Genomic DNA, 24848 nt, shown 5'->3' with positions numbered 1-24848 from the left:
CGACCTTCGGGCGGTGACGGGACGCCCGCCCTGGCGAGATAATGCGTATCGGAACGAAGTAGGGCTCGGAGCGAGCCCGCGATGGAGGAGCGGGTCGGGCTGGCTCGTGAGCTGTTGAGGTTGGCGCGCGAGGTGCTGCGGGACGAACTGCGCCGGCGACGGGCGCTGCGTCGTCCGCCGGCTCGCCGGGCGACGTCCATGGTCCGCGACGATGTGGATCGTCCCTCCGCCCCCTCGCCGGCGACGGTCGTGGTCGAGCGGGCGCGGCCGGCCCGGTCGCGGACGGACGATCCGTGGGCCGAGCAGGTCATCGCACACGCCGAACGCACGATGGGCGGAGACACCGACGACGAGGGCGCTCGCCCGCTCGACGTTCAGGGGCTCGACGCGTCGAGCACCGGCTTCGAGTTCGTCGACCTCGGCGCCGTCCCCGAGGTCGCGGCGCGTCTGGTCGCCGCGCGCCAGGGCATCGCAGAGCGTCGATTGGTGGACGAGCTGGTGGGCGAGCTCGGTCTCGTCGACGTACGTCACAACGAGCGCCGGTTGCTCGGCCGGCTGGTGTGGTCGGCGCGGGGGCGTCGGATGATCGAGCTGCGCGACGGCGCCTGGGTGCCCGGTCCGGCGGCGCCTGCCGGCATCCCGCAGTTGGCTGGGCGGACGCTCGACGACCTGGCCAGCCAGGCCGGCGAGCTGAAGGCGTTCGACACCTCCGAGGACGCGCTGTTCCGCGCGTTCCTCGCCGAGCTGGTGGGTGAGGGGGAGCGCGCGGCGCGGATCGTGGCGATCGTGGCCGGCGCCGCGATCGCGCTCGCCCGGCGGAGGGGTGATCTCGACTACGACAGAGGGGGGCAGGCGCGCCTTGGGATCGATGCCGATGGATGACGACGGAGCAGTCGACCTCGAGTCGCTGCTGGAGGCGACCGAGCGCGAGGCGGCCGACGCGCTCGGGGTGGTGCGGCGGCTGCAGTCCGCGGTGGCCGCGTCGCGCAAGGCGGCGGCCGTGGGTGACCTTCGGGCGCTGCGGCGGTCGCTGGCCAACGCCGAGAACGCGCTCGCCGACGCGGCGGAAGCGGTGGGCCGGGTGAACGACTCGTGGCCGCTGTCGGAGGAGCAGGAAGCCGAGCTGATCGCCTCCGGTCACTTCACCCGCCAGCTGATCCGGGAGGCCGAGCGCGCCGGCCTGGCGATGTACGAGCAGGAGGGGGTGGTGTCGAGCTACCCCGTGCTCCTGCGGACGCTGCCGCGCCAGCAGGCCGTGTCGATCGACCGCAAGCCGCACCGCCAGATCCGGCCCTCGTACCTGGTCGGGCACCTGAAGGCGCTGCAGACGCGCGAGCCGGCGCTGAGCGTGGAGCGCTTCGCGGAGACGCTCTACGCGGCGTACCGCATCCTCGCCCCCGAGCCGGGCGTGATGGTGCCGCTGGCGGAGGTTCACCAAGCGCTCACCCTCCTTCCGGCCGCGGCCCGCGACTACGGTCGGCAGGAGTTCGCGCGCGACGTGTACCTGCTGGACCGCAGCGGCCACGACACCACGCGCTCGGGCGCGCGCCTGCGCCTCAGCGCGGGCGCCACGTCGGCGCGGGATCGGCGCAACCTGCTGATCGTGGTCACGCGCGAGGGCGTCGAGAAGAGCTACTACGGCGTCGAGTTCGTCGAGGCGGGTGCGACATGAGCGTGTCGTCGGCCGAGTGGCTCGGCCTGCTGCGCCGCGAGTACCTCGACGACTTCGTGCGCCAGGGCGGCGCGGCGGTCAAGTTCGCCGTGGTCGACGACCCGGCCGAGGCGGCGCGGGTGCTCGGCACGGTGGCGCATCAGGCGGAGGAGGCGGGCTATCTCGTGCTGGGCGTCGACGCCGCCCGCGTGCGGGTGCACATGATGCAGGAGGTCTTCTTCGAGGTCGCCCGCCAGGTGCCGTGGCGTCAGCTCGCGCGGCGGGCGGTGCGCGGCTACTACGTCGAGAGCGGCTACCGCGTGCCCGACGACGACCTCTCCGCGGAGGCGGTCGCCGCGCTGAACGGCGTGGACGCCGCCATGCTCAACGCGGAGCTGCGCCAGCGGATCCACGACATGCTGGGGCGCGGGGACGAGCTCGCCAAGGATTTCCGCGTCGCGATGCTGTGGCTCTGCCTCGCCGAGATCTGGAAGGGGCGCTCGCGCGAGGACAGCGCGGCGATCATCGAGTGGCTGCAGGGCGACCTGCGCCTCATCTCGGCCGTCAAGCAGTACCTCATCTTCCGCAAGATCGGCCGTCACAACGCCCGGGCGATGCTCTCGTCGCTGTCGGCGTGGTGCCGCATGGTCGGCCTGCCCGGCGTCGTCCTGACCCTCGACATCCGCCGCCTGGGCGTCGCCAAGCGCGCCGAGGTGCCAGACGGCGTCTTCTATACGAAGGCCGGCGTTCTGGACGCCTACGAGGTGCTGCGCCAGCTGATCGACGCCACCGACGACCTGCGCGGCATGTTGTGCGTCGTGCTGGCGCGCCCGGAGCTGTTCGACGACGACCGGCGCGGGGTGGCGATCTACAAGGCCCTCTACGAGCGCGTCTGGCCCGACGTGCGGCTGCGCCAGCGCGACAACCCGCTCTCCGCGCTCGCCACGATCACGGGGGCCGCAGCATGAGCGCCGTGGAGAGCGACCGCCTGAGCGCCCGCCGGGTGGTCGAGGCCCTGCGCGCCGGCGTGCCGAGCGGGGTCGCCGTCGCGCGGCTCGGCACCGGGCAGGCCGACCTGGAGGCGCGCTATCGCGCCGCGCTGGCCGACGTGGAGCGGGCCGCGACCCAGGACGAGCAGCCGACCGGCTTCCTCGTGCGGGGTGGGTTCGGCGCCGGCAAGTCGCACCTGCTCACGACCTTCGAGCACATCGCGCTCGCCGAGGGGTTCGCCGTCAGCCGGGTGGTGATCTCGAAGGAGACGCCGCTCCAGGATCCGGCCAAGTTCCTGGCCAGCGCCGCCGAGGCGATGCGGACGCCCGACGAGATCGACCGCGGCGTCGAGCCGGTCGCGCGACGGTTGCTGCGGCGTCGTGACGACCCGGCCGTGCTCGCCCTCGAGCAGCGCCTCGAGCACGCCGGCGAGTTCAACATGCGCTTCGCGGCGACGCTCTTCGTCTACACGCGAGGAGGAGCGTCGGACCAGGAGCTGGCCGATCGCGTCGTGCGGTTCTGGTCGGGTGACCTGCTCAACGCCAGCGACATCCGTCGGGCGGTGCGGGAGCTGGATCGTGCGGGCGCGTACACCCTCGAGCCGATCAAGAAGCGCGACCTGGCGCTCGAGACGATGGCGTTCCTGCCGCTCCTGGTGCGCGCGTCTGGCCTGAGGGGCTGGGTGCTGTTGATCGACGAGGTCGAGCTCGTCGGACGCTACAGCCGCCTTCAGCGCGGGCGGGCGTACGGCGAGCTGGCGCGCTGGCTGGGCGCGCTGCGCTCGGATCGGCGCCCCGGTCTGCTGGCGGTGGGCGCGGTGAGCGACGACTTCGAGAGCAACGTCCTGCGCGGCGGCCGGTCGGCCGACCTGGACGACATGGCGACGTACTTGGCCGGTCGCGATCTCGAGACGGCCGAGGCGGCACAGGAGGGCATGCGACTGATCCGGCAGTCCGCCCTGCTCGAGGCGCCGGACCACGCGCTGCTGCACGGCACCTACACGACCCTTCGGCGCCTGCACGGGCTGGCCTACGACTGGTCGCCGCCCGACGTGAGCTGGCCCGAGGCGCTCGGCACGACGCCGATGCGCAAGTACGTGCGCGCCTGGATCAACGCCTGGGATGTGCGGCGCCTCTACCCCGGCTTCGTCGAGGACGACAACCCCTACGAGATGAGCGAGCCGAGGTCCGACTACAGCGAGGACGGCGATCTCGCCGACGAGCCGCCCGCGCGCGATGAGCACCCGCCGCGCGCCGATGACTGGTAGTCGCCGGCTCTATCCGTTCCAGGAGGACGGTGTCCGCGCGCTGATCGAGCGCCCGGCCGTCCTCCTGGCGGACGACATGGGGCTGGGCAAGACGGTTCAGGCGGCGACCGCGATGGCGCGGCTCGCCGCGGCGGGCGAGCTCAACCGCGCGCTGATCGTGGCGCCGCGCGGCCTGCTCACCCAGTGGCGCGCCGCGCTCGAGGAGTGGGCGCCCGGGTTGTCGGTCATCCGCGTCGACGGTGGCGCGGACGAGCGCGCCTGGCGCTGGCGGGCCGCCAAGAACGTGTTCTTGACCGGCTACGAGGTCGCCCGCAACGACGCCGGCGTGCTGCGCCGCCGGCCGTGGGACCTCGTGGTGCTCGACGAGGCGCAGCGCATCAAGAACCCCGACGCGGCGACGAGTGCGGCGCTGAAGCGGATCCCGCGGCTGCGCGCGTGGGCGCTCACCGGCACGCCGCTCGAGAACCGCGTCGAGGATCTGGCGTCCATCCTCGAGTTCGTCGCGCCGAATCGCGATGGCGGCGCAGTGCAGCCGCTGCGGCCGGGGTCCGGCCTGTGGGGCCGCCAGGCGGAGGTGCAGCTGCGGCGGCGCAAGGAGGACGTCCTCGGCGACCTGCCCCCGAAGACGGTCGTCACGGTGGAGCTGCGCCTCGGCCGCGAGCAGCGGCGGGCCTACGAGGCGCTCGAGGGCGCCGCCCGGTCGCGCCTGCGGGCGCTCGGCGAGGATGCTTCGGTGATGAACGTGCTCGAGGCCATCACCCGCCTCAAGCAGGTGTGCAACTACTGCCCCGATACCGGCCGCTCGGCCAAGCAGGACGACCTCCTGGAGCGCATGGACGAGATCGCGGCCGCCGGCAATCGCGCGCTCGTCTTCTCGCAGTGGACCAACGAGCGGTTCGGCGCGGCGCGCATCGCGGTCGGCCTCGCGCGGTTCCGTCCGCTGGTCTATTCGGGCGCGCTCAGCGCGGAGGAGCGCGACGGCGTGGTGCGCCGCTTCAGCGAGGATCCCGAACGACGGGCGCTCGTGCTGTCGCTGCGGGCGGGCGGCCAGGGGCTCAACCTCCAGCAGGCGTCGTACGTGGTGCACTTCGATCGCTGGTGGAACCCCGCCGTCGAGGACCAGGCGACCGACCGCAGCCACCGCGCCGGCCAGCGCTATCCGGTGACGGTCTACGAGTACGTGTGCGGCGGGACGATCGAGGAGCGGATACAGCAGATCCTCGACGACAAGCGCGCGCTGTTTCGCAGCCTCGTGGACGGCGTCTCGATGGACCTCTCGCGCACGCTGAGCCCGACCGAGCTGTTCGGGCTCCTCGGGCTCTCGGCCCCCCGGCGACTTCGGACGGTGGCGGACGACGCGGAACCGCTCGCGCGCACTCGAGCCGTCCTCGAGGCGACCGGGTGGTCGGTGCGTCAGCGTCCTGAGGATGTGCGTTCGTCCGTGGCGCTCAAGGCGGAGCGCGTGGACGAGCTCGGCCGCCGCGTCGCGTTGTGGTTCGCGCTCGCCCGAGCCCCCGACGACGAGCGTCGGCTCGCGGAGCTGGTCGCCGCGCTTCCGGGCGATGGCGAGTCGCGCGGGGTGCTCGTCGTGAGCGGCACGCCAGCGGAGGGGCTGCGGGACGCGGCCGAACGCGCGGGCGTCGAGGTCTGGGCTGGCGCTCGCCGTGGCGAAGGTTGACTACGGCTCTCCGTTAGTTAAGTTTTCTCCGCTAACCTGACGACAGCGGAGGCGACGTGCGGGGGCGGCTCGTTCGGCGGGTGTGGCGGCACGACCCCGCCGTGTATGCGCCGCCGCGCTACCGCCGCGCATGCGAGTACGACGCGTTCGTCCCAGAGCCGCTGTCCGGCGATCCCGTCTCGCTCCCGGCCGAGACGGCCGGCGTCCTCTCCGAGGCAGAGCGCGCGATCGGCGCGCTCAATGCGCGCGCACACCCGGCCCTGCAGCCGCTGGCGCGACTCCTCCTTCGTACCGAGTCGATCGCGTCGTCGAAGGTCGAAGGCCTTCAGGTCGACGCCCGGGGCCTCGCCCGCGCCGAGGCGCGGCGCGACCTCGGCGGCCGCGTGGGGGCCGACGCGCTCGAGGTGTTGGCGAACGTCGACGCGATGCAATTGGCCGTCGAGGAGTCGGCCGAGTCGGCGCGCGTGGAGCTGCGCCATCTGCTCGCGATCCATGCCTCGCTGATGCGCGACGCGCCTGCCCAGGTGCGCGCCGGCGAGGTGCGCGCGGTGCAGAACTGGATCGGCGGCAACGACTACACGCCGTGTGGGGCGGCCTTCGTGCCGCCGCCACCCGAGCGGCTGAGCCCGCTCCTCGACGACCTCATGGCGTTCTCCAACGGCGACGACCTGCCCCCGCTCCTGCAGGCGGCGCTGGCCCACGCGCAGTTCGAGACGATCCACCCCTTCGCCGACGGCAACGGGCGCACCGGGCGGGCGCTCGTGCACGTGCTGCTGCGCCGGCGTGAGCTCGCGCCGGCGTATGTCCCGCCGATCAGCGTCGTGCTGGCCCGTGATCGCGCCGGGTACATCGCCGGCCTCGGCGCCTTCAGGGAGGGCGACGTCGCCGGCTGGGTCGAGCGGTTCTCGGCGGCCGCCGCTGAGGCCGCCATCCTCGCAAGCGCCTACCTCGACGCGGTCGAGCGGCTGCAAGACGAGTGGCGGGCCGCGGTGGCCGCACGCGGGGCGCCTCGGTCGCAGTCGGCCGTCTGGTCGGTGATCGCGGTGCTGCCCGCCCACCCCGTCGTCTCGGTGCCGGTCGCGACCGCCGCGACCGGGCGCAGCAAGCCCGCCGTCAACCAGGCCGTCGCGGACCTCGCCGCCGCGGGCGTCCTGATCCCCTTGAGCGACGCGCGGCGCAACCGCTCGTGGGAGGCGCGGGGGCTGCTCGATCTGCTGAGCGCCCTGGAGGAGGGGCGACCGCTGCAGGCGTAGCGGCGTCGCCGGTGGCGGCGATCAGCCGACCCGGGCGCCCTCGCCGGTCTGGACCCGCCACAGGGCCGCGTAGAGGCCGCCCGCGGCGACGAGCTCGTCGTGGGTGCCGGCCTCGCGCACCTGGCCGGCCTCCAGCACGTGGATGCGGTCGGCGTGGCGGACGGTGGAGAGGCGGTGGGCGATCATGAGGGTGGTGCGGTCGCGCGAGACGGTCTCGAGGCTGCGCTGGATGGCGGCCTCGGTCTCGTTGTCGACCGACGAGGTGGCCTCGTCGAGCACCAGGATGGCCGGGTCGCGGACGATCGCGCGGGCGATCGACAGGCGCTGGCGCTGGCCGCCCGAGAGCTTCTGGCCGCGCTCGCCCACCATCGTGTCGTAGCCCTGGGGCAGGCGGGTGATGAACTCGTGGGCCTCGGCCAGGCGGGCGGCCTCCTCGACCCGCTCGAGCGGGGCGTCGGGGTCGCCGTAGGCGATGTTCTCGCGCACGGTGCCGTCGAACAGGAAGACGTCCTGGCTGACCAGGCCGATCGCGCCGCGCAGGTCGGCGAAGGTGAGCTCGCGCACGTCGACGCCGTCGACGGTCACCCGGCCCGCGCTGGGCTCGTAGAGCCGCAGCAGCAGCTTCACGATCGTGCTCTTGCCGGCGCCGGTCAGGCCGACGACGGCGTGGGTCTCGCCGGCGGCGATGTCGATGTCGAGGCCGCGCAGGACCTCGGGCCCGCCGGCGTAGGAGAAGCGCACCTCGTCGAAGCGCACGGCGCCGGCGACGGGGGCGCGCAGGCGCCGCTCGCCCTCGGTGATGGTGGGCCGCACGGCCAGCAGGTCGAGGATGCGGCGCGTGCTGGCCATGGCGCGCTGGTAGAGGTCGAAGGTCTCGCCGAGGCGCGTGAGCGGCCACAGCAGGCGCTGGGTCATGAACACCAGCACCGAGAAGAAGCCGACGGCCAGCGTCTCGTCGATCACCATCCGGCCGCCCACCAGCAGGGTCATGGTGAAGCCGATCAGGATGGCGATGCGGATCAGCGGCACGAACGCGCTCGAGAGGCGGATCGCGTTGCCGTTGGCGATCCGGTAGGCGTCCGACTCGGCGCGCACCCGCTCGATCTCGCGCTCCTCCGCGGTGAAGGCCTTGATCGTCGCGATGCCGCCGAGGTTGTTGGAGAGCGTGCCGTTGAGGTGGCCCACCTTGGCGCGCACGTCGGCGTATCTGGGCTCGAGCTTGCGCTGGTAGAGGAAGCTGCCCCAGACGATCACCGGGATCGGCGCGAAGGCGATCAGGAACAGCAGCGGGTCGGCCACCAGGAAGACGGCGCCGACCAGCACCACGTTGACGACCGTGAGGATGATCGCGGTGGCGCCGACGTCGAGGAAGCGCTCGAGCTGGTTGACGTCGTCGTTGAGCACCGACATCAGGCCGCCGGTGCTCTGATCCTCGAAGTAGCCCATCTCCAGGCGCTGCACGTGCGCGTAGGCGTCCATGCGCGCCTCGTGCTCGATGGTCTGGGCCAGGTTGCGCCACAGCAGCTGGTAGCCCCACTCGGAGGCCGACTCGCCGATCCACACCACCCCGTTGGCGGCGGCCAGGACCAGGAGCTGGCCCCAGCGGCCGTCGATGCCGGTCAGGTCGGCCACGAACGAGTCGTCGCCCTGCACGATCACGTCGATCGCGACGCCGATCAGGATCTCGGGGAAGACGTCGAACGTCTTGTTGAGCACGGTCAGGACCGTCGCCCAGACCAGGCGCGCCCGGTGGGGCGCCGCGTAGCGCCACAGCCGGTACAGGGGGTGTGCCTGGATGCGCGCGGCCCGCGCGGCCCGCGCGCTCACGGGCGGGCGGGCCCCGATCCGGCGCCCGTGGCGGCGACCGCCTCGGCGATGGCGTCGAGCTCGGCGTCGTCCAGGCGCAGGGCGGCCGCGCCGATCCAGCCGTCCACCTGCTCCGGGGTGCGGGCGCCGACGATCGCGCCGGTCACCCCGCGCCAGGCGAGCACCCAGGCGATCGCCACCTCGCCGGTGGTGGCGCCGTGGCGCTCGGCGATCGGACGCAGGGCGTCGCGCAGGGCCAGGTTGCGCCCGAGGGCCGGCTCGCCGAACACGTCGGTCATGCCGTGGCGCCAGTCGCCGGGGTCGAGCCCGCGCATGCGCTCCCGCGAGAAGCGCTCGGTGAGCAGGCCGGACATCATCGGGCTGTAGGCGATCACGCCGGTGCCGTTGGCCCGGCACCAGCCGAGCAGGTCGGCGGCGTCGCGCTGCACCAGGTTGAAGGGCGGCTGCAGCACGTCGACGTGGTGGATCGGCTCGCAGCGCTCCAGCAGCGCCACGTCGAAGTTGGAGACGCCCGCCCAGCGCACCTTGCCCTCGGCCACCAGCTCGGCCATCGCGCCCCACGACTCCTCCGCCGGCGTGCCGGTGCGGGTGTCGGGCCAGTGGAACTGGAGCAGGTCGATCCGCTCGACGTTCAGCCGCCGCAGGCTCTCCTCGCAGTCGCGCCGGATCTCCTCGGGGCGCAGGTTGGGCCTCGGCACCCGGTCGCGCTGATCGCGCCAGACCATCCCGCACTTGGTGAAGAGCAGCGGCGGCTCGTCCAGCCAGCGCACCGCCCGCCCCACCACCTCCTCGGAGTGGCCGAGGCCGTACGCGCCGGCGGTGTCGATCCAGCCGACGCCGTGCTCCAGGGCGCGCCGGATGGCGGCCACCGAGTCGGCGTCGTCCTGCGGGCCCCAGCCGAACGCCCACGGCCCGCCGACCGCCCAGGCGCCGAAGCCGAGCGTGGTGATGGCGGGGCCGTCGCGTCCGAGGCGGCGCTTGGGGAGCGCGGGGGGCACCCGCGAAGTCTACGCGCGTGCGATGATCGGCCCGTGCGCACGCGCCGTCGCCGTCACCTGGTCGCAGGCCTCGCCGCCGCCGCCCTCCTGGGCGCGGGCGCCTCGTCGGCGGCCGGCTACGTCCAGTTCAAGGCCCCGAGCGGCAACATCGGCTGCGCCGGCGACCGCACCGAGGTGCGCTGCGACATCGCCCGCACCTCGGCCACCCCGCCGAAGAAGCCGACGACCTGCCGCTTCGACTGGGGCCACGCCTACGTGATCACGGCCAAGGGCAAGCGCGGCCGCGGCCTCTGCGCCAGCGACACGGTGCTGCCCTCGCCCGGCCAGCCCGGCGTGCGCACCATCCGCTACGGCACGCGCATCCGCCTGGGCCGCATCGTCTGCATCTCGCGCCGCTCCGGCTTCACGTGCCGCAACGCCGGCGGCCACGGCTTCACGCTCTCGCGGGAGCGGATCCGGCTCTTCTAGCGGGAGGTCGGCGCGTGCTTCTCTACGACTCCCGGCTGTCGGGCAACTGCTACAAGGTCCGCCTGCTGATGGCGCGCCTCGGCATCGCCTGCGAGCGGATCGAGCTGTCGGTGGTCGACCGCTCCGACCGCGAGGAGGTGCTCGGCGGCCTCAACCCGGCCCTGCGGGTGCCGACCCTCGAGCTCGACGACGGCCGCCACCTCGCCGAGTCGAACGCGATCCTCTGGTACCTCGCCGAGGGCACCGATCTCGTGCCCGACGACCCGTTCGAGCGCGCCCAGGTGCTCCAGTGGATGTTCTTCGAGCAGTACGACCACGAGCCGAACATCGGCGTCGCCCGCTACTGGACCACCATCCTCGGCCGCGCGGCCCAGCACGCCGGCGACCTCGGCGCCAAGCACGAGGGCGGCCACAAGGCGCTGGCCGCGATGGAGGACCACCTCGCCGCCCGCGCCTGGCTGGTGGGCGAGCGCTTCACGATCGCCGACATCTGCCTCTACGCCTACACCCACATGGCCGGCGAGGGCGGCTTCGACCTGGCCGGCTACCCGGCGGTGCGCGCCTGGCTGGAGCGGGTCGCGTCCCAGCCAGGCCACGTCACCATCGACGCCTGACGGCGCCGCGCGCTCAGAGTCCGGGGATCTTCCCGCCGCCGAGCCTGCCGAGCAGGTCCTGCACGTCGATGCCGTATTTCTCGAGCAGCCCGCCGTGCTGGTCGGTGTCGACCTGGTCGGGCAGCTCGCCGTCGGCCTGACGGGCGGCGTCCTCGTCGCCGCGGCCGCGGATCAACTCGAGGATCTGCTCCTTGGGGATCTGCATCGCGCGCCCTCCCGCGCCGGTGATGGGGCACGAGCCCTACCCGCCCGCGCGCGGGTGAACCGTGGCGCCGGTGCGCCGCGACCGGCTCAGCTGCCGACGGCCCCCTCGATGCCGCGACGCGAGCCCTCCAGGTGCGCGCGCATCAGCGTCGACGCCTCGCCCGGCTCGCCGCGCTCGATCGCGGCCAGGATCGCGCGGTGCTCGGCCACGAAGCGGGCGGTCAGGTCGGGCGCCCGCGCGACCGTGGTGGCCACCATCCGCCGCTGGCGGTCGCGCAGCGAGTGCGACACGCGGGTGAGGATGGCGTTGCCGGCCGCCTCGACGATGCGGTGGTGGAAGAGGCGGTCGGCTTCGACGAAGGCGCCGCGGTCGCCGGCGGCGAGCACCCGCTCCTGCTCGTCGATCAGCTCGCCGAGGGTCGCGACGGTCTCGGCCCGGTCGCGCCGCCCCGACACCATGGCGGCGGCGTGGGGCTCCACCACCCAGCGCGTCTCCATCACGTCGGCGATCTCCTCCGAGGTGACCGGCACCACCAGCGCCCCCCGCTTGGGGTAGAGCCGCATCAGCCCCTCGGCCTCCAGCAGCAGGAAGGCCTCGCGCACCGGCGTGCGCGAGCACTCGAGCGCCTCGGCCACCTCGCCCTCGGACAGCAGCTCGCCGCCCGGGTAGTCGCCCTCGAGGATCCGCTCCTTCACCCACTCGTAGGCCCGGTCCTTGGCGGCGGGCCGCGGCGCGTTGGTTCCCATGTCCAATCCCTACCCGCTGGCGTGGCGCCGGGCAATCGCGCGTGATATCCATACGTGATGCATCTAAGAGGTATCCGAACGGCGGGCGACACGGCGGGCGCAGGCACGCGACGGGTCGGCGGGCTGCGCTCGCCCTGGGTCGTGTGGGGCATCGCGGCGAGCTTCTACGTGGTGGCGCTGTTCCACCGGATGAGCCTCGGTGTGGCCTCGCTGGACGCGCAGCGGCGATTCGACCTTGGGCCGGACACGATCGCGGCCCTGTCGGCGCTGCAGCTGGGGCTGTACCTGCTGATGACGATTCCCGCCGGCCTGGCGGCCGACCGGGTCGGGCCGCGGATGGCGCTGGCGTTCGGCATGGCGCTGATGGCGGTCGGCGAGGTCGCGTTCGGGCTGGCGACGTCCGCGCCGCTGGCGCTGGGCGGGCGGGCGCTGGTGGGGGTCGGCGACGCCTTCATCTTCCTGTCGGTGCTGCGGATCGCCCAGAACTGGTTCCCGGCGCGGCGCTACCCGCTGCTGGCGGCGCTGACCGGGATGGCGGGCGCGATCGGCCAGCTGGGCACGACGGTGCCGCTCGGCCTTGCGCTGGACGGCGCCGGCTGGACCGCGACCTTCGTGGTGAGCGGCGTGGTGACCGGCCTGCTGGCGCTCGCGTGCCTGCGCCTGGTCGCCGACCGGCCGGCCGACGCCGGGACGGCGGCGGCGGCGGGCCGCGACGGCGACGCCACCGCCCCGGCGACGGGGGCTCCGGCCCAGGACCCGATCATGGCCACGCTGCGGCGGGCGTGGGCCACCTCGGCGACCCGGGCGGCGTTCTGGACCCACTTCGCGCTGATGGGGCCGTTCGTGACGATCACGGCGCTGTGGGGCTACCCGTGGCTGGTCGAGGCCCAGTCCGTGGCGCCGGGGACGGCCCGCGCCTGGCTGCTGGTGTGCGTGGCGGCGTTCGGGCTCGGGGCGCCGGTGGTCGGGCTGGCGGTCGCGCGGGCGCCGCGCACGCGCGGGCGGGTGGCGTTCGGCGCCGGCGCGGCGGCGACGGCCGGCTGGGCGCTCGCCCTGCTGTGGCCGGGCGGGCACCCGCCGGCCGCGGTGATCCTCGCGACGCTCGTCGCGACCGGGGTCGGCGGGGCGGCGGCGATGCTGGCGTTCGATGTCGCGCGCGAGGGCAACCCGGCCCATGTGGCCGGCAGCGCGGGCGGCCTGGCCAACACGGGGGGCTTCAGCGCGGCGGTGGCGACCCAGCTGCTCGTGGGCTGGGTGATGGGCTTCGGCCCCTCCGCGGGCCTGCAGACCGCGCTGCTGCCGATGCTCGGACTGACCGTGGTGGCCCTGGCGCAGATGGCGCGCCACGGGCGGCGCCGGCGCGCACGGGCGCGGGTGTTGCAGCCGGCTGCGTAGCGCGGCGCCGGCCGGCCGCCTAGCATCGGCCGTCGTGCCGGACCCCGGGGAGCTCGACCCCGCAGCCGTCGAGGCGAGCGTGCGGGAGCTGCGCGAGGTGATCCTCGCCGCCGAGGCCGCCCGCGCCGGTGAGATCGCGGCCACGCATCCCGAGCACCGCCGCTCGGCGGCGAACCTGGTGCACTACGTGGCCCTGCGCGCGCGCGACATCCGCGACCTGCAGGGGCGCCTCGCCGCGATGGGGCTGTCGTCGCTGGGCCGCTCGGAGGGCTCGGTGCTCGGCGCGATCGACGCGGTGCTGGGCGCGCTCGCGGGGCTGACCGGGTCGGCACCGCCACCGGCGGTGGAGGCGGTGGGGCTGGAGGAGGGGCGCGAGCTGCTGGGGCGCAACGCCGACGCGCTGCTCGGCCCGGCGCCCGCGGGGCGCTCGACGCGGATCATGGTGACGCTCCCCGCGGAGGCGGCCGACGACGCCGGCCTGGTGGCCGGGATGGCGGCGGCGGGGATGGACCTGGCGCGGGTCAACTGCGCCCACGACGCCGCCGGCGCGTGGGAGCGGATGGCGGCGCACGTGCGGGCCGCCCCGCCGGCCGGCGGGGCGCCCTGCCGGGTGGCGATGGACCTCGCGGGGCCGAAGCTGCGCACGGGGCCGCTCGAGCCGGGCCCGCGGGTGGTGCGCGCCCGTGCGCGCAAGGATGACCTGGGGCGGACGGTCCGCCCGGCGCGGATCGCGCTGCTGGCGCCCGGGGTGGCGGCGCCGCCGGCGGCGTGGACCGACGACGCCGTGGCGCTGCCGGTCGACGACGCCGGGTGGGTGGCGCGCCGGCGGGCGGGCGACCGGATCCGGGTGCGCGACGCCCGGGGGCGTCGGCGGCGCTGGACGGTGGAGGCGACGGGCGACGGCGCGTGCCTGGCGACCAGCGGGCGCACGAGCTACGTCACGACCGGGATGGCGCTGACGGCCGTGCCCGGCGCGCCGGGGGCGGGGCCCGACACGGCGCTCGTGGGCGGGCTGCCCGAGGTCGAGCGGGCCCACCGGGTGGCGCGCGGCGACGCGCTGGTGCTCACGCGCTCGCTCGCGCCGGCGCCGGCGACGGCGGCCGGGGAGCCGCACCGGATCGGCTGCACGCTGCCCGAGGCGTTCGGGGCGGTGCGCTCTGGCGAGCGGGTGTGGCTTGACGACGGCAAGCTCGGCGGCGTGGTGGAGCGGGCCGACGCGGACGAGATCGAGCTGACGGTGACCGACGCGCCGCCCGGCGGGGCGCGCCTTCGCGCCGGCAAGGGCATCAACCTGCCCGACACCCGGCTGCGACTGGGGGCCGTGACCGACAAGGACCTCGACGACCTGCGCACGGTGGCGCGGCACGCCGACGTGGTGGACGTCTCGTTCGTGCGCCGGCCGGAGGACGTCGCCCGGCTGCAGGCCGAGCTGGCGGCGCTGGGGGCGTCCGACCTCGGCGTGGTCCTGAAGATCGAGAACGCGGCGGCCTTCGAGGCGCTGCCGCGGCTGCTGCTGCAGGCCATGCGCAGTCGCCGGGTGGGCGTGATGATCGCCCGGGGCGACCTGGCGGTGGAGGTCGGCTTCGAGCGCCTGGCCGAGGTGCAGGAGGAGATCATGTGGCTCTGCGAGGCCGCCCACCTGCCGGTGATCTGGGCCACCCAGGTGCTCGACCGCCTCGCCAAGACCGGTCAGCCCTCGCGCGCCGAGGTGACCGACGCCGCGATGGCCCAGCGCGCGGAGTGCGTGATGCTCAACAAGGGCCCGCACATCGAGGACGCGATCGGGGCGCTCGACTCGATCCTGCGCCGCATGGGGGGCCACCACGACAAGAAGCGCAGCCTGCTGCGGCGCCTGCGCGCGTGGGGCGACCCGGCGGACGCGGGCGGGGACGCGCGCTGAGGGCGGTGCCGTAGGCTGCCGCGGTGGCCTCCCCCTGGTGGCAGCGCGCGGTCGTGTACCAGATCTACCCCCGCAGCTTCGCCGACGCCTCGGGCGACGGGGTGGGCGACCTGGCGGGGGTGATCGCCCGCCTCGACCACCTGCGCGGCGCGCCGGGGGCGCTCGGGGTGGACGCGATCTGGCTGTCGCCGTTCTACCCGTCGCCGATGGCCGACTTCGGCTACGACGTGGCCGACTACACCGACGTCGACCCGCTGTTCGGCACGCTGGCCGACGTCGACCGCCTGGTGGCCGAGTGCCACGCGCGCGGCCTGCGGGTGATCGTCGACTGGGTGCCCAACCACAGCTCCGACCGCCACCCCTGGTTCGTGGCGTCGCGATCCTCGCGATCCGACCCGAAGCGCGACTGGTACGTGTGGCGCGACGGGCGCCCCGGCGGGCGGCCGCCCAACGACTGGCGCTCCTCGTTCGACCGGGTGGGGGCGGCGTGGACCCTCGACGAGGCCACCGGCCAGTGGTACCTGCACAAGTTCACCGCCGAGCAGCCCGACCTCAACTGGGCCAACCCGGAGGTGGAGGCGGCGATGCTCGACACGCTGCGCTTCTGGCTCGACCGGGGCGTGGACGGCTTCCGCATCGACGTGGCCCACGAGGTCGGCTCGGTGCCGGAGCCGCCGGCCGGGACGCCGGGCACGGAGCCCTGGCTGCGCGACCAGGACTGGCCCGGCAGCCATCGCGTGATGGGGCGGGTGCGCGAGGTGCTCGAGGAGTACGACGGCGACCGGATGGCCGTCGGCGAGGTCTACGTCTTCGACCAGCGCCGCCTGACCGGCTACCTGGCCGGCGACGAGCTGCACCTGGCGCACAACTTCGTCTTCATGAACACGCCGTGGAGCGCGCGCGCCTTCCGCCAGACGGTGGAGGAGTTCGACGCGGTCGCCCCGCCGGGGGCCTGGCCCTCGTGGTGCCTGGAGAACCACGACCACGCGCGGGTCGCCAGCCGCTACGACGGCGGCGGGCGCGGCCCGGCGCGGGCCCGGGCGGCCGCCCTGCTGGTGCTGCTGCTGCGCGGCACGGCGTTCCTGTTCCAGGGCCAGGAGCTGGGCCTGCCCGACGCCGAGGTGCCGCCCGAGCGGGTGGTCGACGTGGACGGCCGCGACCCCGAGCGCGCCCCGATCCCGTGGGAGCCGCCCTCGGCCGCCGGCCCGGGGGCGGGCTTCACGGCCGGCGAGCCCTGGCTGCCGATCGTGGCCGACGCCGAGCGCCTGGCGGCGTCGGTGCAACGCGACGACCCGCGCTCGGCGCTGGCGCTGTACCGGCGCCTGCTGGAGCTGCGCGCGGCCACGCCGGCCCTGCACGAGGGCCGCCAGACGATGCTCGGCGGCGGCGACGACCTGCTCGCCTGGGTGCGCGAGGCCCGCGGCGAGCGCTGGCTGGTGGCGGTCAACTTCGCCGACGGCCCCCTGCGGCCGCGCCTGGGCGGCGCCGGCGCGCCGGCGGGCGAGCTGGTGCTGTCGACCGATCCCGGCCGGGCGGAGGGGCGCGTCGCGCTGGCCGGCCTCGAGCTCGCCCGCGACGAGGGCGTGGTGGTCCGGCTCGATCGCGCCTAGGCGGCTCGGCGCGCGCCCGCTCCGCCGCCCCGCGACGCTGCGGTGCGCGGCGCTTGCCCGCCCCGCCCGCTCCGCCGCGCCGCGCCTCGGCGGCTCAGTGGGCGGCGCCGGCCCCGCCGCGCCGGGGCAGCAGGTGCATCACCAGCACGGCGCCCGCGCCCGCCGCGAGCCCGAGCAGCGCCGACCCGAGGGTGTTGACGAGCCAGGCCGCCGCGCCGCCCGCCGCGCCGAGGGCGTCGCCGACGGCCTCCTCGGCGGCGTGCACCGCGTCGTACGGGGCCGAGAGCCCCAGGTCGTCGAGGCCGACCAGCAGGATGTGCCCGCCCACCCAGATCATCGCCGCGACCCCCACGACCGTGAGCACCGCCATCACCCGCGGCATCGCGACCACGAGGCCGCGGCCCGCCCGGGCCGCCGCGGGGCTGCCGCTGCCGGCCAGGTGGAGCCCGATGTCGTCCATCTTCACGATCAGGCCGACGACCCCGTAGACGAGGGCGGTGATCGCCACGGCGACGACCGTCAGGATCACCACGAGCGACCAGAAGCCCTCGTCGGCCACCTCGTTGAGCGCCAGCACCATGATCTCGGCGGAGAGGATGAAGTCGGTGCGGATCGCGCCCGAGACGAGCTGGTCCTCCTGGACGGCACCCTGGGCCGCGGCCGGCGCGGCGTGCCCCTGCACGCCGCGGACCCGCTCCCAGACCCGCTCGACGCCCTCGTAGCACAGGTAGAGGCCGCCGAGCATCAGCAGCGGCGTCAGGACCCACGGCGCCAGCTGGTCGAGCAGCAGCAGCGCGGGCACCACCACGAGGAGCTTGTTGCGCAGCGACCCGACCGCGATGCGGCGCACCACGGGGAGCTCGCGCTGGGGCGTGAACCCCTGCACGTAGCGGGGGGTGACGGCCGTGTCGTCGATCACGACGCCGGCCGCCTTGGCGCTCGCCCTGCCCGCGGCCGCCGCCACGTCGTCGGCCGAGGCCGCCGCCGCGCGCGCGAGGGCCGCGATGTCGTCGAGCAGGGCGACGAGCCCGCCGGCCACCCTGGACCCCTAGGCCGGGCCGGCCGGGCCGGCCGACGTCACGCCCAGCCTGCTGCCGGTTCCGCCGTCACGCCGGCGGACGCTACACACGCCGGCGGGCCCCCGGCCGCAGCAGGCCCAGCCAGCGCCAGCCGTGGGGCTCCAGCTCGACCCGCAGGCGCCCGCCGTCGCCGAGCCCGTGCTCCTCGTGGCCGAACAGGTCGATGAGCGCATCCACCCGGTCGGCGTCCTCGAGGGTCACCTCCACCGTGCAGGCGCGCCCGGCCAGGTTGTGCAGCGCCACCAGGCCCCGCTCGCCCCAGTCGCAGCGGTGGGCGAGGACCGAGGGCGCGTCGTGGTCGAGGATCGTGAACGCGCCGTGGCCGATCTCGGGGCACTCGCGGCGGCGACGGATGAGGCGCTCGAACCAGTTGAGCAGCGAGCCGGGGTCGCGCCGCTGGTCGACCGCGTTGACCGCCTCGGGCCCGAAGCGCCCCTCGGTGACGGGCCGCACCAGCTCGCCGGCGCCGGGCGGCGCGAAGCCGGCGTGGGGCTCGGCCGACCACTGCATCGGCGAGCGCACCGCCAGCCGGCCGGGGATGGCGAGGTGCTCCCCCATGCCGATCTCCTCGCCGTAGAAGAGGGTCGGGATGCCGGGCAGGGCGAAGGCGAGCGCGTAGACCAGGCGGATGCGCCGCTCGTCGCCGCCGAGCATCGGCGGCAGGCGGCGGCGCAGGCCGCGGCCGTAGAGCTGCATGTCCTCGTCGGGGCCGAAGGCGGCGAACACCTCGTCGCGCTCGCCGTCGGCGAGCTGGTCGAGGGTCAGCTCGTCGTGGTTGCGGACGAAGCTCGCCCACCCGCACTCGGGCGGGATCTCCGGCAGCCGGCGCAGCGCGTCCTCGAGCGGCGCCGCCCGCCCGCGCGCGAGCGCCAGATACATGTACTGCATGGCGTGGAAGTCGAAGACCAGGTCCAGCTCGCGCCGGCCGTCGCTGCCGAAGAACGGCGCCTGATCGGCCGGCGGCAGGTTGACCTCGCCCAGCAGGATCGCCTCGCCGGCCCGCCGGCCGAGGTAGGCGCGCAGGTCGCGCAGCAGCTCGTGGGGGTCCTCGATCGCGCCCTCGGGCAGGCCGGCCGGCTCGATCAGGAACGGCACCGCGTCGACGCGGAACCCGGACAGGCCCTGCTGCAGCCAGAAGCCGGCGATCTGGGAGATCTCGTCGCGCACCTGCGGGTTGGCCACGTTGAGGTCGGGCTGCTCGGCGTAGAAGCGGTGCAGGTACCACTGGCCCGCCTGCTCGTCCCAGTCCCAGTTGGAGTCCTCCTGGTCGGGGAAGACCACCTCGCCGTCGTCGGGCGGCTTCTCGTCGCTCCAGACGTAGAAGTCGCGGTACGGCGAGTCGCGCGAGGAGCGCGCGCTCTGGAACCAGGGGTGGTGGATGGAGGTGTGGTTGACCACCAGGTCGGCGATCACGCGCATGCCGCGGTCGCGGGCGGTGCGCACCATCTCGGTGAAGTCGCCGAGCGTGCCGAGGCGGTCGTCGACCGCGTAGTAGTCGGTCACGTCGTAGCCGTCGTCGCGCCCGGCGGTGGCGTAGAACGGCATCAGCCAGAGGCAGGTGACGCCCATGCCGGCCAGGTAGTCGATGCGCTCGATGACCCCGCCGATGTCGCCGTGCCCGTCGCCGTCCGAGTCGTGGAAGGTCTGGACGTCCAGGCAGTAGATCAGCCCGTTCTTCCACCACAGGTCGCTGGTGACCTTGTGGCGGCTCATCGCAGCGCCGGCAGCACGTGCGCGCCGAACGCCTCGATGAACGGGGCCTGGTCCTGGCTCACGCCATGCACGGCCACCTCGTCGAAGCCGATCGCGGCGAGCTCCGCCAGCCACTGCGCGTGGCGGCCCAGGTCGGCGGAGATCAGCACGGAGGCGTGCATGTCCTCGGGCCGCACGAAGCGCGCGGCGGCGTCGAAGTGCTCGGGCGTCTCGAGGTCCCACGAGGCCGGCGGCCCGAGCGAGGCCGAGCGCCACTGGTGGTGCGCCACGCGCAGCGCCTCCTCGTCGGTGCGCTCCCACGAGACGTGCACCTGCAGCAGCGCCGGCTTGCCCTCGCCGCCGCCCTCGCGGAAGGCCGCCAGCACCCGGCGCAAGGTGTCGGGGGCCTGGTTGACGGTCGCCAGGCCGTCGGCCCAGCCGCCCAGCCAGCGGGCCGTCGCCTCGCTGACGGCCGCCCCGAACAGCGGCGGCGGGGTGGGCGGCAGGCTCCAGACCCGCGCCCGGTCGACGGTCACCAGCCCCCTGTGGCTGACCTCCTCGCCGGTCAGCAGGCGGCGGATGACGTCGGCGCACTCCAGCAGACGGGCGTTGCGCACCGGCTTCGCCGGCCAGCCCTCGCCGGTGACGTGCTCGTTGGCCGCCTCGCCCGAGCCCAGGCAGACGGCCAGGCGGCCCGGGGACATCTCCTCCAGGGTTGCGATCGCCTGGGCCAGCACGGCCGGGTGGTAGCGCTGCCCCGGCGCGGTCACCACCCGGAAGGGCAGCCGGGTGACGGCGAGCGCGGCCCCGAGCCACGACCAGGCGAAGCCGGAGTGGCCCTGGTCGGCGCCCCAGGGCGCCAGGTGGTCGGAGGACATCCCGAAGTCGAAGCCGGCCGCGTCGGCCAGCCGGGCGGCCTCGAGCAGCCGGCTCGGGGCGATCTGCTCGTGGGATGCGTGCCAGCCGATGCCTGCCATGCGCCGCAGGGTGCCCGGCCGGGCGGCCGCCCGAACCTCAAACCTCGCCCGTCACGTCTCGACGAGGGCCGTTAGGCCGCCCACGCGGTGGGCACCCTTCTGGGACGCAGGGGCAACCGACACGCATCGACGCATGGAAAGGAGCCCTGGATGAGCACCCGAGACCGCACCGACACGGGGATCATGGGCCCGGAGGGCTACCCCGAGAGCACGCGCCTTCCTGCCACGCTGGACAGCCTGCAGGGCATGGAGGTACGCGACAGCGACGGCGACAAGATCGGGACCGTCGACGACGTCTACACCGACGAGCGCGGCGGCTACGCCCGCTACCTGGCCGTCAAGACCGGGTGGATCAGAGCGAAGCGCCACATGGTGCCGATCGACGACGTCCGCATGGAGGGCGAGGGCGGCGACGCCTGCCTGGTGCTGCCGTACACCCGCGACCAGCTCAAGGAGGGGCCGACCTTCGGCCGCGAGGACGCGGTGACGCGCGAGCACGAGCGCGGCATCTACGGCCACTACGGCCGCACCGGCTACTGGGACGCGGTGCGCGCCCGCCAGACCGCACCGGCGCCGACGCCGGAGATCGCGGAGGCCGAGGTGGCCGACATGATCGACCGCGGCGACGACCCGGCGAAGGTCGCCGTCAAGCGCTGGGGGGCGTAGGGCCCGCCACGCGTGAGCCGCGCGGGCGGGGCGCGTCGCGCCCCGCCCGCCGCGTGCCTAGTAGCGGTAGTGGTCGGGCTTGAAGGGGCCCTCGACCGGCACGCCGAGGTAGTCGGCCTGCTCCTCGCTGAGGGTGGTGAGCTTGACGCCCAGCGCCTCCAGGTGCAGGCGGGCCACCTTTTCGTCGAGGTGCTTGGGGAGCACGTAGACGCGGTTCTCGTACTCCTCGTTCTTCGTGAACAGCTCGATCTGGGCGATCGTCTGGTTCGTGAAGGAGTTCGACATCACGAACGACGGGTGGCCGGTCGCGTTGCCGAGGTTCAGCAGGCGGCCCTCCGACAGCACGATGATCGCGTGCCCGTCGGGGAACACCCACTCGTCGACCTGCGGCTTGATGTTGACCCGCTGCACGCCGGGCACCGCGGTCAGCCCGGCCATGTCGATCTCGTTGTCGAAGTGGCCGATGTTGCCGACGATGGCCTGGTGCTTCATGCGGGCCATGTGGTCGGCCGTGATGATGTCCTTGTTGCCGGTGCAGGTGATGAAGATGTCGCCGGTCTCGACCACGTCGTCGAGCGTCGTCACCTCGTAGCCCTGCATCGCCGCCTGCAGCGCGCAGATGGGGTCGATCTCGGTGACCACCACGCGGGCACCCTGCCCGCGCAGGCTCTCGGCGCACCCCTTGCCGACGTCGCCGAAGCCGCAGACCACGGCCACCTTGCCGCCGATCATCACGTCGGTGGCGCGGTTGATGCCGTCGATCAGCGAGTGGCGGCAGCCGTAGAGGTTGTCGAACTTCGACTTCGTCACCGAGTCGTTGACGTTGATGGCCGGGAAGAGCAGCTCGCCCTTCTCGGCCAGCTGGTAGAGCCGGTGGACGCCGGTCGTGGTCTCCTCGGTGACGCCCTTGATGCCGTCGGCGATGCGCGTCCAGCGCTGCGGGTCCTCGCGCAGCGAGCGGCGCAGCAGGCCGAGGATCACCCGGAACTCGTCGGAGCCCGCCGTGGCGTCGTCGGGCACCTGGCCCTTGCCCTCGTACTCCTTGCCCAGGTGCACGAGCAGCGTGGCGTCGCCGCCGTCGTCGAGGATCATGTTCGGGCCGCCGTCGCCGTCAGGCCAGCGGAGCACCTGCTCGGTGCACCACCAGTACTCCTCGAGCGTCTCGCCCTTCCAGGCGTAGACCGGCACGCCGCGCGGGTCCTCGGGGGTGCCGTCGGGGCCCACCACCACGGCCGAGGCGGCGTGGTCCTGGGTGGAGAAGATGTTGCACGAGCACCAGCGCACGTCGGCGCCGAGCGCGGTCAGCGTCTCGATCAGCACGGCCGTCTGGACCGTCATGTGGAGTGAGCCGGTGATCCGCGCGCCGCGGAGGGGCTGGGCGTCGGCGTACTCCTCGCGGATGGCCATGAGACCGGGCATCTCGTGCTCGGCGAGTGAGATCTCCTTGCGGCCGAACGCCGCCAGGGAGAGGTCGGCCACCTTGAAGTCGGTGGCGGCCAGCGGGGAGGTCGTCGTCATTCGCACTCCGGTCGGTAGGCGGTGTCAAGGGCCGAGACCGATCGCGACGATAGCATCGCCTCAGGGCTCGGCACCCGCCCCGACGGGGTCCTCGGCGCGGCCCGTGCGCGGACGCTCGCCCGGCCAGAATCCCGCCCGGCCGAACAGCGTGATGAGCGCCGGCACGAGCAGCGGCCGCACGACGAAGGCGTCGATCGCGATGCCGAGGCCCATCACGAAGGCGAGCTGGCGCAGCGCGTCCACCGGCACGACCGCCAGCATCGCGAAGCTCCCGGCCAGCACCAGGCCCGCGACGGTGATCGTGAACGAGGCCTGGGGCATGGCGCTGCGGATGCCGGGCACGATCCCGTGCCGCTCGGCCGCCCGCCAGATGCCGCCCACCAGGAACACGTTGTAGTCGGAGCCGAGCGCCAGCAGCAGCACCGCGCTGGCGAACGGCACGTAGTAGACGAGCTGGCCCTGGTCGAGCAGGTCCTGGAACACGAGCGTCGCGATGCCGAGGGTGGCGGCGACGCTCAGGGCGTTCGCCACCAGCAGGTAAAGCGGCGCGACCAGCGCGCGCAGGAACAGGGCCAGCAGCAGCAGGTTCACCACGAGCGCGGCCGCGCCCACCCGCAGCAGCTCGTCCTCCATCGCGCGGATCGATGCCGACGCGATCGCCGTGTCGCCCGCGAGCGACGCCCGCGCCGCCGGCGCGCCCGCGTCGGCCAGCATCGCCGGCAGCTCCCGCTCGATCGCCTCCAGGTGCTCGATGGCCCGGTGCTCGGTGGGGGCCGAGTCGAGCACCAGGGCGAGGCGGGCCGCGCTGCGAGTGGGATCGACGAAGGCCTCGGGCGCGAGCGAGGGCAGCGGGTCGCCGGGGCCGAGCACGTCGGCGACCCCCGGGCGCCCCGCGAGCGCGTCGCCGAGCCGCTCCAGGGTGGCCGGGTCGGTGGCGCCCGGCCCCTCGATCAGCACCTCGGTCGGCGCGGTGACCCCCGGCGCGAAGCCGGCCGCCGCGGCCTCGGCGCCGCTCGCGAGGCCTGAGGTCAGCCCCAGGCCCAGGCGCATGTCGCCCACCTGGTAGGCCGCCGTGCCGAGCCCTCCCAGCACCAGCAGGGCGACGCCGGCCGCCACCCCGCGGGTGGTGAGCAGGCGCGTCGCGAGCGGCGCCCGGTGGCGGAGGGGCCGGTCCTCCTCGCGGGCGCCGCCCGGCCAGAAGGCCGCCCGCCCGAGGATCGCCAGCAGCGCCGGCAGCAGCGTCACCGCCACCGCCACGCTCACCAGCGCCGTCAGCGCCAGCGCGGGCGCGAAGGCGCGGAAGAAATCGAGCCGCCCCACCAGCAGCGAGGCCGTGCCGAGGGCGGTGATGAGGCCGGCCGTCATCACGATCGCCATCACGTGCGCCCCGGCGCCGGCCGCCGCCCCGCGCGCGTCCTCGCCCGCGCGCAGGCGCGAGCGCGCGGTGAACAGGTAGAAGAGCGCGTAGTCGGTCACGATGCCGAGCAGCAGGGCGGAGACCACCGGCTCGATGTCGTCCGTGGCCGCGATGCCGGTGCGCTCGCCGACCCAGGCGATGACGCGCAGGTCGACCACGTAGGCGACCGCGGCGGCGCCGAGCACGACGAGCGGCGCCACCGGCGAGCGGAACACCAGCGCCACCACGACCACGATCAGCGCGAGGGTGATCAGCACCACCCAGGGCATGCGGTCCTCGATCGTGGTCAGCTGCTGGTCGCGGGCGGGTGTCGAGCCGGTCAGCGCCGCGGTCGCCCCGTCGGGCACCGGCGCCTGCTCGAGATAGCGCTCGCCGAGCGTCACCTGCAGCGGGATGGACGGCAGGCCGTCGAACAGCAGGTAGGTCAGCACCGAGGCCGGCTCGCCCTGCGCCCCGGGCGCGAGCGCCCCGGCGCTCGGCACGGGGATCGCGGCGGCGACCTCCTCGAACCCCTGCACCTCGCCCCGCGTCACGGCGACGGCGAAGCGGGCGAGCTCGGCGTGCTCCTCGGCCGTGAGCCCCTCCGGACGGCTCACCACCACCTGGGTGCGGGCGATCAGCGGCGCGCCGAAGGTCTCCGCCGAGCGGCGCTCGGCCTCGAGCGGGGGCGCGTCGTCGGCCAGCGGCAGATCGGTGCCGTCCGAGCCCCCGAGCGGGGGGAGCCACACGACGGCCGCGACGGCGGCGGCGATCCACGCCAGCACCACCACGTGGCGCAGCGCCACGATTGCCCGGGTCAGCCCGCCCGCCACGCCTCCACGCCGTCCCTCCTCCACCGCCACCTCCGCTCGCCGGGGCGGGGACGCTCTACCCCCGCGCCCCGGCGGCCAACCCGGC

The 24848-nt window shown here is 74.6% G+C and carries 21 protein-coding genes; 12 read left to right on the top strand and 9 right to left on the bottom strand.

The features are described 5' to 3' along the window. The first annotated feature begins 330 nt into the window (after positions 1-330). The 6 genes from ITJ85_RS15535 to ITJ85_RS15510 all read left to right on the top strand — a co-directional run bounded on the left by ITJ85_RS15535 (position 331) and on the right by ITJ85_RS15510 (position 6839). On the top strand, positions 331-882 hold the full coding sequence (locus tag ITJ85_RS15535) for a hypothetical protein (protein WP_217914013.1): 552 nt from the start codon (positions 331-333) through the stop codon (positions 880-882). Continuing rightward, positions 875-1672: a hypothetical protein gene (locus ITJ85_RS15530; RefSeq protein ID WP_217914012.1), complete on the top strand. Its 798-nt coding sequence runs from the start codon at positions 875-877 to the stop codon at positions 1670-1672. The genes ITJ85_RS15535 and ITJ85_RS15530 overlap by 8 nt, the downstream gene beginning before the upstream one ends. Then, a complete protein-coding gene (locus ITJ85_RS15525; protein WP_217914011.1) occupies positions 1669-2619 on the top strand; it encodes a BREX system ATP-binding domain-containing protein in 951 nt (316 codons plus the stop codon). Before ITJ85_RS15530 ends, ITJ85_RS15525 begins: the two co-directional genes overlap by 4 nt. A gap of 5 nt (positions 2620-2624) precedes the next feature. Next, positions 2625-3908 carry a BREX system ATP-binding domain-containing protein gene (locus tag ITJ85_RS15520; protein WP_217914010.1) on the top strand — a complete coding sequence of 428 codons (1284 nt, stop codon included), beginning with the start codon at positions 2625-2627 and terminating at the stop codon, positions 3906-3908. Next, complete coding sequence (locus ITJ85_RS15515) at positions 3877-5586, top strand: DEAD/DEAH box helicase (RefSeq protein WP_217914009.1); 1710 nt, start codon at positions 3877-3879, stop codon at positions 5584-5586. Before ITJ85_RS15520 ends, ITJ85_RS15515 begins: the two co-directional genes overlap by 32 nt. A 101-nt stretch (positions 5587-5687) precedes the next feature. After that, positions 5688-6839 carry a Fic family protein gene (locus tag ITJ85_RS15510; protein ID WP_217914008.1) on the top strand — a complete coding sequence of 384 codons (1152 nt, stop codon included), beginning with the start codon at positions 5688-5690 and terminating at the stop codon, positions 6837-6839. A 21-nt stretch (positions 6840-6860) separates the two neighbouring features. Here ITJ85_RS15510 and ITJ85_RS15505 read toward each other — a convergent pair whose 3' ends face one another. Further along, complete coding sequence (locus tag ITJ85_RS15505) at positions 6861-8666, bottom strand: ABC transporter ATP-binding protein (protein WP_217914007.1); 1806 nt, start codon at positions 8664-8666, stop codon at positions 6861-6863. Then, a complete protein-coding gene (locus ITJ85_RS15500) occupies positions 8663-9664 on the bottom strand; it encodes an aldo/keto reductase (RefSeq protein ID WP_217914006.1) in 1002 nt (333 codons plus the stop codon). The genes ITJ85_RS15505 and ITJ85_RS15500 overlap by 4 nt, the downstream gene beginning before the upstream one ends. A gap of 33 nt (positions 9665-9697) precedes the next feature. On the opposite strand from ITJ85_RS15500, the gene ITJ85_RS15495 reads away from it, so the two are divergent. Together ITJ85_RS15495 and ITJ85_RS15490 are read left to right on the top strand one after the other, a co-directional pair. Further along, positions 9698-10132, top strand: coding sequence for a DUF6636 domain-containing protein (locus tag ITJ85_RS15495; RefSeq protein WP_217914005.1), 435 nt, complete (start codon positions 9698-9700; stop codon positions 10130-10132). Between the two features lie 14 nt (positions 10133-10146). Then, the gene (locus tag ITJ85_RS15490; protein WP_217914004.1) at positions 10147-10746 is read left to right on the top strand and encodes a glutathione S-transferase family protein; all 600 of its coding nucleotides are present in this window, start codon (positions 10147-10149) and stop codon (positions 10744-10746) included. Between the two features lie 13 nt (positions 10747-10759). Here ITJ85_RS15490 and ITJ85_RS15485 read toward each other — a convergent pair whose 3' ends face one another. Continuing rightward, entirely contained in the window at positions 10760-10951 is a 192-nt protein-coding gene (locus ITJ85_RS15485; protein WP_217914003.1) for a hypothetical protein, read from the bottom strand. Positions 10952-11037: 86 nt separating this feature from the next. Next, positions 11038-11697: a GntR family transcriptional regulator gene (locus ITJ85_RS15480; protein ID WP_217914002.1), complete on the bottom strand. Its 660-nt coding sequence runs from the start codon at positions 11695-11697 to the stop codon at positions 11038-11040. A gap of 141 nt (positions 11698-11838) precedes the next feature. On the opposite strand from ITJ85_RS15480, the gene ITJ85_RS15475 reads away from it, so the two are divergent. The 3 genes from ITJ85_RS15475 to ITJ85_RS15465 are packed head-to-tail and all read left to right on the top strand — an operon-like array spanning position 11839 to position 16602. After that, entirely contained in the window at positions 11839-13092 is a 1254-nt protein-coding gene (locus ITJ85_RS15475; RefSeq protein WP_217914001.1) for an MFS transporter, read from the top strand. A gap of 34 nt (positions 13093-13126) precedes the next feature. Continuing rightward, positions 13127-14992 (top strand): pyruvate kinase, encoded by a 1866-nt coding sequence (locus tag ITJ85_RS15470; RefSeq protein ID WP_217914000.1) that lies wholly within the window; start codon positions 13127-13129, stop codon positions 14990-14992. Between the two features lie 23 nt (positions 14993-15015). Beyond that, positions 15016-16602, top strand: a complete 1587-nt coding sequence (locus ITJ85_RS15465) for an alpha-amylase family glycosyl hydrolase (RefSeq protein ID WP_217913999.1) — start codon at positions 15016-15018, stop codon at positions 16600-16602. 94 nt (positions 16603-16696) lie between these two features. Here the strand turns inward: ITJ85_RS15465 and ITJ85_RS15460 are convergent, their stop codons facing one another. The 3 genes from ITJ85_RS15460 to ITJ85_RS15450 form a co-directional block, all read right to left on the bottom strand. Then, positions 16697-17641 carry a DUF808 domain-containing protein gene (locus tag ITJ85_RS15460; RefSeq protein ID WP_217913998.1) on the bottom strand — a complete coding sequence of 315 codons (945 nt, stop codon included), beginning with the start codon at positions 17639-17641 and terminating at the stop codon, positions 16697-16699. Positions 17642-17723: 82 nt separating this feature from the next. After that, the gene (locus ITJ85_RS15455) at positions 17724-19394 is read right to left on the bottom strand and encodes an alpha-amylase family protein (protein WP_217913997.1); all 1671 of its coding nucleotides are present in this window, start codon (positions 19392-19394) and stop codon (positions 17724-17726) included. Then, positions 19391-20350, bottom strand: coding sequence for a TIGR03885 family FMN-dependent LLM class oxidoreductase (locus ITJ85_RS15450; protein WP_217913996.1), 960 nt, complete (start codon positions 20348-20350; stop codon positions 19391-19393). The genes ITJ85_RS15455 and ITJ85_RS15450 overlap by 4 nt, the downstream gene beginning before the upstream one ends. Before the next feature lie 150 nt (positions 20351-20500). Here ITJ85_RS15450 and ITJ85_RS15445 point away from each other — a divergent pair, with 150 nt between their 5' ends. Beyond that, positions 20501-21016: a PRC-barrel domain-containing protein gene (locus tag ITJ85_RS15445; RefSeq protein ID WP_217913995.1), complete on the top strand. Its 516-nt coding sequence runs from the start codon at positions 20501-20503 to the stop codon at positions 21014-21016. Between the two features lie 57 nt (positions 21017-21073). Here ITJ85_RS15445 and ahcY read toward each other — a convergent pair whose 3' ends face one another. Together ahcY and ITJ85_RS15435 are read right to left on the bottom strand one after the other, a co-directional pair. Continuing rightward, positions 21074-22534 (bottom strand): adenosylhomocysteinase, encoded by a 1461-nt coding sequence (gene ahcY, locus ITJ85_RS15440; RefSeq protein WP_217913994.1) that lies wholly within the window; start codon positions 22532-22534, stop codon positions 21074-21076. A 60-nt stretch (positions 22535-22594) separates the two neighbouring features. After that, positions 22595-24787, bottom strand: a complete 2193-nt coding sequence (locus ITJ85_RS15435; RefSeq protein WP_217913993.1) for an MMPL family transporter — start codon at positions 24785-24787, stop codon at positions 22595-22597. Positions 24788-24848: the final 61 nt, after the last annotated feature.

Source organism: Miltoncostaea marina (assembly GCF_018141525.1).
In the GTDB taxonomy this organism is placed as follows: domain Bacteria; phylum Actinomycetota; class Thermoleophilia; order Miltoncostaeales; family Miltoncostaeaceae; genus Miltoncostaea; species Miltoncostaea marina.
Note: the sequence above shows the minus strand (reverse complement) of the source record. Positions and strands in the feature narration are given on the sequence as shown.